The organism is Fontibacter flavus (assembly GCF_042432905.1).
Taxonomy (GTDB): Bacteria; Bacteroidota; Bacteroidia; order Cytophagales; family Cyclobacteriaceae; genus Fontibacter; species Fontibacter flavus.
In genome coordinates, this window is the sequence record NZ_JBHLWI010000009.1 from 223,414 (window position 1) to 234,255 (window position 10,842).

10 protein-coding genes and 1 pseudogene are annotated in these 10,842 nt (G+C 39.9%); 5 read left to right on the forward strand and 6 right to left on the reverse strand.

The features are described 5' to 3' along the window. The 3 genes from ACFFIP_RS05525 (at position 1) to ACFFIP_RS05535 (ending at position 3,312) form a co-directional block, all read left to right on the forward strand. A complete protein-coding gene (locus ACFFIP_RS05525; RefSeq protein ID WP_382386576.1) occupies positions 1 to 1,035 on the forward strand; it encodes a virulence RhuM family protein in 1,035 nt (344 codons plus the stop codon). Between the two features lie 63 nt (positions 1,036 to 1,098). Continuing rightward, on the forward strand, positions 1,099 to 2,301 hold the full coding sequence (locus ACFFIP_RS05530; protein WP_382386577.1) for a restriction endonuclease subunit S: 1,203 nt from the start codon (positions 1,099 to 1,101) through the stop codon (positions 2,299 to 2,301). 516 nt (positions 2,302 to 2,817) lie between these two features. Next, on the forward strand, positions 2,818 to 3,312 hold the full coding sequence (locus tag ACFFIP_RS05535) for a CHY zinc finger protein (RefSeq protein WP_382386578.1): 495 nt from the start codon (positions 2,818 to 2,820) through the stop codon (positions 3,310 to 3,312). A 458-nt stretch (positions 3,313 to 3,770) separates the two neighbouring features. On the opposite strand, the gene ACFFIP_RS05540 is transcribed toward ACFFIP_RS05535, so the two are convergent. The 6 genes from ACFFIP_RS05540 to ACFFIP_RS05565 all read right to left on the reverse strand — a co-directional run bounded on the left by ACFFIP_RS05540 (position 3,771) and on the right by ACFFIP_RS05565 (position 8,769). Further along, a complete protein-coding gene (locus ACFFIP_RS05540; protein ID WP_382386579.1) occupies positions 3,771 to 4,412 on the reverse strand; it encodes a DUF6266 family protein in 642 nt (213 codons plus the stop codon). A 178-nt stretch (positions 4,413 to 4,590) separates the two neighbouring features. Beyond that, positions 4,591 to 5,025: a DUF6943 family protein gene (locus ACFFIP_RS05545; RefSeq protein ID WP_382386580.1), complete on the reverse strand. Its 435-nt coding sequence runs from the start codon at positions 5,023 to 5,025 to the stop codon at positions 4,591 to 4,593. 708 nt (positions 5,026 to 5,733) lie between these two features. Continuing rightward, positions 5,734 to 7,386 (reverse strand): mercury(II) reductase, encoded by a 1,653-nt coding sequence (gene merA / locus ACFFIP_RS05550; protein WP_382386581.1) that lies wholly within the window; start codon positions 7,384 to 7,386, stop codon positions 5,734 to 5,736. Further along, positions 7,386 to 7,742: a heavy-metal-associated domain-containing protein gene (locus tag ACFFIP_RS05555; protein WP_382386582.1), complete on the reverse strand. Its 357-nt coding sequence runs from the start codon at positions 7,740 to 7,742 to the stop codon at positions 7,386 to 7,388. Before ACFFIP_RS05555 ends, merA begins: the two co-directional genes overlap by 1 nt. A gap of 47 nt (positions 7,743 to 7,789) precedes the next feature. Then, positions 7,790 to 8,395, reverse strand: a complete 606-nt coding sequence (gene merTP / locus ACFFIP_RS05560; RefSeq protein WP_382386583.1) for a mercuric transport protein MerTP — start codon at positions 8,393 to 8,395, stop codon at positions 7,790 to 7,792. Further along, on the reverse strand, positions 8,392 to 8,769 hold the full coding sequence (locus ACFFIP_RS05565) for an ArsR/SmtB family transcription factor (RefSeq protein WP_382386584.1): 378 nt from the start codon (positions 8,767 to 8,769) through the stop codon (positions 8,392 to 8,394). The genes merTP and ACFFIP_RS05565 overlap by 4 nt, the downstream gene beginning before the upstream one ends. 796 nt (positions 8,770 to 9,565) lie before the next feature. On the opposite strand from ACFFIP_RS05565, the pseudogene ACFFIP_RS05570 reads away from it, so the two are divergent. Continuing rightward, positions 9,566 to 10,174: pseudogene (locus ACFFIP_RS05570) on the forward strand (McrC family protein); the annotation flags it as partial. 291 nt (positions 10,175 to 10,465) lie between these two features. After that, on the forward strand, positions 10,466 to 10,842 hold a 377-nt coding region (locus ACFFIP_RS05575), incomplete at its 3' end, for a CHY zinc finger protein (RefSeq protein WP_382386625.1).

The following is a 10,842-nucleotide window of genomic DNA, read 5'->3' on the forward strand; positions in this document are numbered from 1 at the left end:
ATGGAGCTAAGAAATGAAAATCCAACCAATTTTATTTTTTATCAATCCACAGATGGAAAGGTAAATGTTCAGGTAATTGTAGATGAGCAATCAGAAACAGTATGGGCAACTCAAAAGACACTCGGAGAGCTTTTTGGTGTTTCAAAATCTACGATCAGTGAGCACACAAAAAATATTTTTGAGACCAAAGAGCTAGACCGAGAGTCAACTGTTCGGAAAATCCGAACAGTTCAAGAAGAGGGAGAGCGAAAAGTTAGCAGGAGTCTTGAGTTTTATAATTTGGACTTTATCATTGCTTTAGGATATAGGGTTAATTCCATTCAAGCTACCCAGTTTAGGAAGTGGGCAACAAGCATTTTAAGGGAATATTTAATCAAAGGTTTTGCTTTAGATGATGAGCGTTTAAAGCTGGGCAATCAGGTATTTGGGAGAGATTATTTTCAAGAGCTTCTGGAGAGAATCCGGGAGATACGGGCAAGTGAACGCTTATTTTATCAAAAAATAACCGATATCTATGCCACTTCAATAGATTATGATCCCAAGTCTAGTATTACCCAAGACTTTTATGCAACTGTTCAAAATAAACTGCACTGGGCTATTCATGGGCATACTGCAGCTGAACTGATCAAACTGAGGGCTTCTGCAGAACATCCTACGATGGGTTTGACTTCTTGGAAAAATGAAAAAAGAGGAGGTAAGATCATGAAGAGTGATGTGAGTATTGCTAAGAATTATCTGAATGAAAAGGAGTTGTCAGAGCTCAACCGAGTGGTAACCATGTATCTGGATTTTGCTGAGAATATGGCAAGAAGGCAGTTAAGCATGAGGATGGCTGATTGGGTAAATCGATTGGATGCTTTTCTGTCGTTTAATCAGTATGAAGTCTTGCAGGACTCCGGGAGAGTTTCCGCTATTGAAGCCAAATTAAAAGCCGAAACCGAATTTGATCAATTTCGGGTGATTCAAGATCAAAGGTATGAAAGTGATTTTGATCGGATGGTGAAGGAGTTGGGGAAAAAAGGAAGTGCTAACTAAGTAATTTATTAATAGTATAGACTTTAATCTTCTGATAATTAGAGAACAATTGGATAGTTCAAAATGAAAATATTAAAACTTCAAAATATTGCAGAAATAGTAATGGGGCAATCTCCAGAAGCAGAATTTGTTTCATCTGATAAGATTGGATTGCCTCTTTTAAATGGTCCTGCCGAATTTACTGATCGGTATCCTGTACCAGTTCAATTTACATCCTTGGGAAAAAGAATTGCTGAAGAAAAGGATATCTTATTTTGCGTTAGAGGAAGTACAACCGGAAGAATGAATATCGCTGATCAGAAGTATGCAATTGGTAGAGGATTGGCTGCGATTAGACATAAAAAAAATCCGAAGCTAAACCCATATGTTAAAGCTTTGATTGAAGTTAATTTGAAAAAACTTCTTGGAGGTACTTTAGGATCTGTTTTTCCGAATATCACAAAAGACAATTTATTTGATCTTGAATGTGTGGCTCATGATGAATCAAACCAACAAAAAATCGCCTCCATCTTATCCGCCATAGACGATAAAATCGAACTCAACAACAAAATCAATGCAGAATTGGAGGGGATGGCGAAGTTGATTTATGATTATTGGTTTGTGCAGTTTGATTTTCCCTACGATTTTGGTCAAGGTAAACCCGCAGACGAAACTTCCAATCCAAAAGATGTCAAGCCTTATAAGTCTTCCGGTGGAAAGATGGTGTGGAATAAGGAATTGAAAAGGGAGGTGCCGGAGGGGTGGGGGGTAAAGGAATTGGGTAAATATGCAAATATTAAAAAAGGCACTTTGATAACAGAAAAAACCGCTGATACATCTGGAAATATAAAGGTAGTCTCTGCTGGTTTGGGTTTTTCATATCATCACTCTTCACCAAACTTTCCTAAAAATACAATTACAATTAGTGCTTCTGGAGCAAGTGCAGGATTTATTAATTTTTGGAGGGAGCCTATTTTTGCATGTGATTGCATAACTGTTAGAGGAGGGTCAGAAGCTGAAACCCTCTTCATTTTAGGATTTCTAAAAGTGAGGCAAGAATATCTATATAGTCAAGCCAGAGGATCAGCTCAACCTCATGTATATCCAAAAGATATCGACGGGTTGCATATTGCAATCCCAGATAAGGGCTTGATCAAGAAATTTGGAGAATTAACAGTCCCGGGAAATAATATGATTTCTATTAACTTAAATGAAAACCAACAACTCAGTTCTTTGCGAGACTGGCTATTGCCGATGTTGATGAATGGGCAGGTGAGGGTGGATTAAAATTTTAAAAAAAAGAATAACCAACCTTAATTGGATTTTTCATATCTAAAAAAATTTTCAAAAATGACCAAACTACTCAACTATCTCAAGACTTATACTCCAAACCCCTCTTATAACCAAGAAAGGGAAGACGGTAGAAGAAGCTTTGTACAATATGCAAATCGTTTAGAATTATTTAATAATATCGTATAAGGGGTATTTTTGATGCCCTATAAAACGTTCCTAATTCTAATACTCTTTCAAGGGCTAGTGAATCTGTAAAGGAATATGTTTCTAGAATTATGCAACACTTTTGAGCGTCTTAGTTCAAGATGTAGATTCCTTTGCTATAATTTTTCTACCCATTCTTGGTCAATGGATACCAAATTGGGATGCCAACAATTTATCATGTTACCTCTTCGATGTTCACCAATTGCAAAGGTTTTCCAAACAATAACCGCAAATAATTACTTACATTTGAGATGCGTTATTCTTGACTTCTCAAGAATTTGGCCTGTTAACCCGAATGAAAATTAAATGAAACAATTACTCTTGATCACTTTTGGGCTGATTCTCCTTTTTACAATGAATACCATGGCCCAGGAAAAAGAGCCTGAAATCTTCAACATTATTCAAATCGAAGGCATCAATGTCTTTGGTAAATCTATAGATCATCAGACCCGATGTGTGCATTGGCATTCCCAACTCGATGTGATCGCGATCAAATTCAAATGCTGTGACAAGTATTATCCTTGTTTTTCATGCCATGAAGAAGAGGCCGACCATAAACATCAGGTTTGGGCGAAGGCAGAATTTGATGAAAAAGCGATTCTTTGCGGGGTCTGTGGCCACGAACTCAGTATCAAAGAGTATATGGACGCCAACAATACCTGTCCCAGATGTCAAGCAGGATTCAATCCCGGCTATAGTAACCATTATCATTTGTATTTTGAAACCAATGACGCTAAACCTCAAACGGTCTCCCAATACATGAGATTTAGAAACAGGAATTTAGCTTCAATCAGCAGGTAATCAATTTCTGAAAAACCATATAAAAAAGTGCTATTACTCAGACAAGGCATCTTAGCACTTTAATTTTTTTAATAGTGAAAATCTCAGAAGCTATTCGAATACATTCACTCTCAAATAATCTGTTAATATACCGATTCTCTGGAGAACTACTGATTAATCAGTTGGATCTGCGTTCTATCGATTGAGGCTATTTCAAGGGAGAGGTTAAAAATCACATTATATAAGATAAATAACCTTTGAGGTCTCAAAAACCTCAAAGGTTATTTCCCGATGCAAAATATTTGAAACGCTTTTAACTTACTGTATTTCAATGTGTTGCTAAAATGATAGAAACGTATTAGCAACAAAAAACGCTTAGGAATGTCAAACTAAGCGATAATAAAGGAAAAATCGAGGGGTACGGGCATAAAAAAACCGCTCCACAAAGGAAGCGGTTTTCAAGGAAAACACCAATCGCTTTACGCAACTGTTACAGAGCCTAAATAAACGCTGTTGGCGACTTTAGTTCCGTCTTCTGATACAAAACCTAAGAAGACTTCAACGTCTTCTCCTGAGTACTCAGAAGGCACTGGAATGGTCGCTGATCCGGCAGACCTTGCTGGTCCCGCAGTGGTGAACACTGCTTCCCCTCGGGTAGTGTTCAAAAGAGCAATCAGCGCCTTGTCTGTTGCTTGAGCACTTCCGCTTCCTGAATTGTCTGTCCAGGTTGCTTCTACGTTTCCAGCACTTGGAGAAGTGGCTGCACCGTTGGCCGCACCTGTCAAGTTACCACGAGTGACCAATGCACTTGCATAGTCAATCATGAAGTTTGGATAAGCTCCGGTAACTGCATTATTCAGGTTGTAAGACATGGCCGCATTGAATTGGGTCATTCGGTTTGCATACAACTTGAAACCGACTCTCAGGAAGTCTGTCATTGGTTGCAAGAACCTTAGGACAGTTGAGAATTTCGAACGCTGGTCAACCTGACCTTCAGTTCTTGGGTTCGCTACACTGGAAGGTTTGATGCGCAGGTAATCGATGCCCTTCCAAGTTCCACCGATTACATTCCCTACCTGGCCTGATACGCCACCGAGAATACCTTGATTAATTTTTCCCATCTCTTTACGATTTTTTAGGGGTTAAACATTTGCTTGGACTTGACACGGACTTACCATGGATTTGCCCTTCGCCAACTAAATTACTTCAAGAATTAGGCGGTAGTTCTCTCTTGGGTGCTGTTGCGGTAGTGTGCTTTATTTTGCTTTTGTTGCCCTGTTTTTTTGGCAGGGCAGGAATCTATCCTGCACCAGCTTCTTTCATTAAGTCATAAAATATGGCTTGTCTGGCAGTATCAATCATCTTTAGTGTGATCTTGATTTTTTGCTCGTTGGTATCGAGTAGTTGAAAGGCTTGAATTGCCTTTTGAAATGCCTGGGCATTGCAGCTTGCTTTGGTAGAGCTTTCCCGGATCAGCTTTCGGATTTCATCAATAGTCACAAATGGAATCACGGAGCCTTTCAGGAGATAGTGAAATGATTTTGACCTCCACAATCCAAAGCATAGCCAAAAGAGAAATTCCCTATCCTCTTGATTGTCGGTGAGGCAAACAAAGCAATTTGAGCAAGCATGGTTGAGCGGTTTCCCGCTGTTCAATCCTTTATTCAGGATAAAGAAGTGCGGCTGTTGGTAGCTGCTTTCCAGTCGGTGTGTTTTGATACGAAACGATTTCATACAGTGAGCCATTAAAGTTTAGCTCGCTGCGCTTCGCATATATTTTTTCAAAAGAGAAAAGAAAAAAGGGAAAAAAAGAAAAGAGAAAGCTGTCTTTCAGGCGGGTGCGGCTCGGCTGTCAAGGTTTTTGGAAAAAATACTACCCATAGGGTGGAGATTTTTTTCAAAACCCGTAGGGTTTGACCTTGACTGTCCGAAAGTGCGATGGGCATGTGCGAGCCCGCCTATCTTTGCTTTTCTCTTTTTAAAATTTTCCCTTAACGAGTAAAAAAAAGAGCCCCCTAAAAAGGAAGCTCTGAAATGCACAACTCGAACCAAAAAACACGAAGCGTATAATCTGTGATACCACAACGCTGAATGCCTGCATGGAACGGAAGGCCTGAGGTGCGAACGCCCGCCAACAACCACCGGCTGCCGAAACGGACTCTGAATAATAACTTAAACATAATGCCCTCACACTACAGAACGGTGCGATTGCAGCAAGGGCTGTGGGAAAAAAATACTACCCGAAGGGTGGAGATTTTTTTTCCTAACAGGCGAAGCGAGCCCTTGCAGCTCTCGCATCCGCACGCCTGTAACTTTGCTTTATGTTTGAGTGATTATTGACTATTTATGGCTATTAAATGCCAATTCTATGAACCAGTACTATTTGAATAGCAAGGCAATGCATGAATGGGAATCGAAAACATAGAATTGAAGGAATTTGATTTAGCTTGCACAACAACTTAATTTCGATACGTCTTTTCCGAAAGTTATGGCTGCTAATTTTATTCCTTCTCCCAAAGTCAAATAAGGGTAGAAACTGTCTGCTAAGTCTTTCACCGTTATTCCGTATTTGATTGCCATACTTAATTGTTGGATAAGTTCTCCGCCTTCGGGTGCGACTACTCTTGCACCAATGAGTTTATCGGTTTCGGTGTTACGAATGAGTTTGATAAAACCCCTTGTGTCGTTTGCTGCTATGGCTCTCGGCACGTCTTTGAGTTCCAATTTTGAAACTTCAAACGGAATGCCTTTTGCTTCTGCCTGTGCTTCATCTAAACCTGCGCCTGCAATTTGTGGGTCAGTAAAAACCACCCAAGGTAAAGAGGAATAATCGGCTTTGTTTTCTGTTCCTGAGAAAGCATTTTCAACGGCAATTTTACCTTCAAAAGCGGCTGTGTAAACAAATGCAGGGGTGTTGGTTACGTCACCTGCTGCGTAAATGTTGGATAGATTGGTTTCCATCTTTTCATTTACTGCAATGTGTCCGCTTTGGGTGAGTTCCAAACCAATGTTGTCCAATCCTAATTGATTTGTATTGGCTTTTGTTCCTGTGGCAATTACCACCCTTCCTTTTTCTACTATTTGAGTAAATGAACCATCAGGACAATTGCAATGGATGATAGTTTCATTTCCTTGCTTTTTAAATTTTACGGCTCTGAAATTGGGTAAAATTTCTATGCCTTCCTTTCGTATTTGGGTTTCCAATGCTTCGCTGATGTCTGGGGTTTGTGTACGTAATACTCGGTCGGTAAATTCAATGATGCGGACTTTTACGCCTAAACGATTGTAAGCCATTGCGATTTCCAATCCGATATAACCTGCTCCCATAATGGTCAGGCTTTCGGGTTTTTCTTCCAAGTCGAATAGGGAAACATTGGTCAAATAGTCAATTTTGTCCAATCCTTCAATAGTCGGAATGTTGGTAGTAGCTCCAGTGGCTATTAAAAATTTGATGGCTTTGTATTCTTTGCCGTCTACTTCAATGGTTTTGTTGTTCTTGAACTTTGCCCAACCTTTTAGCATAGTCAGGTTTTCAAAATCGCTTACCACATCCATATACTTTTTCTCCTGAAGTGTCGCTACTAATTTTTTCTTGGCTTTAATGATTTGTGCGAAATCAATGTCAACACCTTTTGGTTTGATGCCTTCAAAGTTGGAATGCGTAGCGTGATAAACCGTTTCACCTGCACGAATTAGGTTTTTAGATGGCACACAACCCACATTTACACAAGTACCGCCAAAGTCTAAACCACCGTTTACCATTAAGGTCGATAATCCTAAACTTTCGGCTTTAATGGTTGCCGAAAATGCAGCCGAACCACCACCGATAATGATTAAATCAAATTGGTTTTTGCCACTGCTTCCATTTTCTGGAAGTTCACTTTTTACACGATAGTTTTTTGTACCGTTGATGGTGTTGATGATTTCTTCTTTGCTGGTTTTGGCAGGGTCAAAAGAACATTCACAAGTAGCTTTTGGATAGCTCACATTTGCTTCTTTTACACCTTCATTTTTAGAAAGTAGTTTTTCAATGCCTGTGGCACAATGGTCGCAGGTCATACCTGTGATGTTAAGTTTTATGGTTTCTTTGTTCATTATGATTTCTCTTTTTTATTTTCTTTAATGATTTCGGCTTTATAGCCTGTCTGCTCAATAACCTTGATGATAGCATCAGGATTTGTTTTCTTTGGGTCGTACTGGATAGTTGCCAAATCGCCCGGATATTCCACTTTGTGTTCTATAATGCCGTCCACTTCTTTGAGGGCATTTGAAATGTGGTTGGAACAACCTGCACAAGTCATTCCCGTGATTTTCAGTTTCAGGGTTTTACCTTCTTGCTGGGTTGTATATGCCGTTTGTGCTTTACTGTCAGTCGGTTTGCAACATTTAGCATTGACCTGAGCTATTCCAATTAGAAACAAAGCACTCAATAGAATTAAATTCTTTTTCATTGTATAATTATTTAATTAAGTTCTTAAATACGAGAAGCAAAAAAATACTATTTCTTGCCAACCACTTTATAACCTGTACCGTTGATGGCTTCTTCAATTTGAGCAACGCTCACTTTGGTTTGGTCAAATTCTACTTTGGCAGTCGCTTCTTCATAAATTGCATCTACCTTAACAATGCCTGGTAATTTGTTCACGTCATTTTCTACGTGCGAAGCACAACCATTGCAAGTCATTCCTTTTACATCAAAAGTTACTGTTTGGATGTCAGAGGCATTAACGATTATAACTTCCTTGTTGTCGTTTGAAGGATAGAAAATGTGTGCGTATTTTGGAAATGCAAGCATCAAGGCTGCAAACACGGTTACAATTCCCAAAAATGTTTTGGTCTGCATAAAAGATTTCTTTTCGTCTTCTTCGCAATCACATTGGATTTCTTCTGCTGATCGGGGTTTGAGTTTCTGATACCAAGCAAAGCCCAATACCAAAACGGTGATACCGATAAGATAAGGTCTTGCTGGTTCCATCCACGAAAATGTAGATGCCACTCCTGACGCTCCTGAAATAAGAGCCAATACAGGCGTAATGCAGCAAAGCGATGCTGCTACGGCCGAAAGCACTCCCGCTCCGACAAGTCTGTTGTTTTTCTTGTTCATACTGTTTCCTTTTTTGAATTGTTAATGATATGTTTAAAAAATGGTCGAAGTAAAGTCAGTTGCTCTTGTTTCAAAGAGTAGAAAATGGTTTGTCCTTCTCTTCTTCCTTCAATGACGTTTCCGTCTTTGAGTTTTCTGAGGTGTTGCGAAACGGCAGGGATGCTCATTCCGAGAATGTCTGAAAGGTCGCAGGGACATAGTTCGTTTTTTTCTTCTAAGAGAAATAAGATTTTCAACCTTACTTCGTTTCCCGCCAATGCTAAAAGTCCACTCAGTTGGCTGAATGCCTTGTCATTGGTTTGAAGTATTTCTCTACAATTGTCTATTTGAACCTTGTCGGCAAACACTCTGATACACGATTGATTGTTTTCCATAATCTTCCTGTTTGGGATTTAATAACGCAGCAAAGATACAAATAGTTTTCTTATTTAAGCAAATGCTTAATAATTACTCTATGAGCCTTTGCTTTTCTCGGGAGAGGTGGAAACGCAGGTAAACCAAGGCGAAGCCATTTCTGCGAGCCGCCTGCGAGCGGAGCAAGGGTGGTGGCTGCAAAAGCCCGAAGAATGAGGGCGGCAGACGCCTACCGTTTACGGCAGGGCTGGCGTGATTTTTTGCATCAGGGTCGGCAAAGGCAAGGGTAGCGATTGAACGAAACGAAACGATTGTTGGGAAGGAATGGAGCAATAACTGACTGCAATAGCATGGGGAGTATTTGTAGATTTCAATTGCCATACAAATACATTGAAGGAGAATTGCAGGCAGATTGCGGAATGACTTTGCGTTAGCTCGTGTAGTGTAGTGAATGAGCTACTCTTGTGTGCGGTGCTGAAAGTGGCTGAATGAAAGGAATGAGGAACGAGTGACTGAAATGAAGCGACTGGAGGCACATGGCAGAAAGCAAAAAGCATGACAGCCCGATCAGCCCGCAGCGACCCGCAGGCGAGCAAAAACAATAAGCAGCGGCAGACCCCCAATAAAAAATATTGTGAGAGTAGCGAACACCTTAGAAGGGGTTTGGGGGGATGAAATAGCTGCGAGTGAGGATGGAGAGAGTGTGTGAAGCAAAACAAGTGAACGGCAGTGAGTGAGCACCTACTGGAGCGCAAACGAACTGGTAAGTGAACGGTATATGCAAGGGCGACCGAAGGGAGTTTATTACACCCTTGCAGATATGTTTTTGCGGAAATGCCTGAAATCAAAGTTTCTGAAAAAACCTTTGAGCGCTTAACGCTGGACAGAAAAACGAAATCCTATCAAAAGGCCTTAGAAATTGCCCGATTATTTTTGATGCAATACCATCCCGATCTCAGTAGGGGCAGAGACCATGTCTTGGCTTTGATGTTTGATATGAATGTGCTTTGGGAAAAGTTTGTATTTGTAAGTTTAAAGAAGAATGGCTTAAAAGTCTTCGCTCAAAACAGTAAGAGTTTCTGGAACCCTACTAACGGACCAAGGCGAACCATCCGACCTGATATCAGGATAGAAATAGGTGATCAAACCTTTATCTGTGACACCAAATGGAAAGTATTGAAAGATAACCGTCCCTCCATGGAAGATATCCGACAAATGTATGCCTATCATCAATACTTTAATGCTAATAAAGTGGCTTTGATTTACCCTGGAAATATGGAAAGTTTCTCTGGGAAATATGCTGATATTCAGGATCCTCAGTTGGATTCTGATTTTGAGTGTTCGTTGATGTTTATCCCTGTTATGAAAAATGTGAAGCAGTGGCAGAAGGGGATAGAGGAGAGATTAAAGGAATGGATAAGTTGATTGAATATGGATTTGAAAGATATACTTTGAGAGTGGAGTAAATGATTTTCATATTTCCCTAATTTAAAGCATGAAAATCTACTCTAAAAATTATTTTCCTTTTTGCCTTCTATCCATAAATTGGTGTTTCCTTAAGGTAACATTCAACTGACTTTCTATAATATGAAGCCTCTTCGATGTTCACCAATTGCAAAGGTTCTCCAAACAATAACCGCAAATAATTACTTACATTTGAGATTCGCTATTCTTGATTTCTCAAGAATTTGGCTTGTTAACCCGAATGAAAATTAAATGAAACAATTACTTCTGATCACTTTTGGGCTGATTCTCCTTTTTACAATGAATACCATGGCCCAGGAAAAAGAGCCTGAAATCTTCAACATTATTCAAATCGAAGGCATCAATGTCTTTGGTAAATCTATAGATCATCAGACCCGATGTGTGCATTGGCATTCCCAACTCGATGTGATCGCGATCAAATTCAAATGCTGTGACAAGTATTATCCTTGTTTTTCATGCCATGAAGAAGAGGCCGACCATACACATCAGGTTTGGGCGAAGGCAGAATTTGATGAAAAAGCGATTCTTTGCGGGGTCTGTGGCCACGAACTCAGTATCAAAGAGTATATGGACGCCAACAATACCTGTCCCAGATGTCAAGCAGGATT

Coding starts and splice junctions, on each gene's coding strand:
- ACFFIP_RS05525 (WP_382386576.1), top strand. CDS start 1: ATGGAGCTAAGAAATGAAAATCCAACCAATTTTATTTTTTATCAATCC.
- ACFFIP_RS05530 (WP_382386577.1), top strand. CDS start 1,099: ATGAAAATATTAAAACTTCAAAATATTGCAGAAATAGTAATGGGGCAA.
- ACFFIP_RS05535 (WP_382386578.1), top strand. CDS start 2,818: ATGAAACAATTACTCTTGATCACTTTTGGGCTGATTCTCCTTTTTACA.
- ACFFIP_RS05540 (WP_382386579.1), bottom strand. CDS start 4,412: ATGGGAAAAATTAATCAAGGTATTCTCGGTGGCGTATCAGGCCAGGTA.
- ACFFIP_RS05545 (WP_382386580.1), bottom strand. CDS start 5,025: ATGAAATCGTTTCGTATCAAAACACACCGACTGGAAAGCAGCTACCAA.
- merA (WP_382386581.1), bottom strand. CDS start 7,386: ATGAACAAAGAAACCATAAAACTTAACATCACAGGTATGACCTGCGAC.
- ACFFIP_RS05555 (WP_382386582.1), bottom strand. CDS start 7,742: ATGAAAAAGAATTTAATTCTATTGAGTGCTTTGTTTCTAATTGGAATA.
- merTP (WP_382386583.1), bottom strand. CDS start 8,395: ATGAACAAGAAAAACAACAGACTTGTCGGAGCGGGAGTGCTTTCGGCC.
- ACFFIP_RS05565 (WP_382386584.1), bottom strand. CDS start 8,769: ATGGAAAACAATCAATCGTGTATCAGAGTGTTTGCCGACAAGGTTCAA.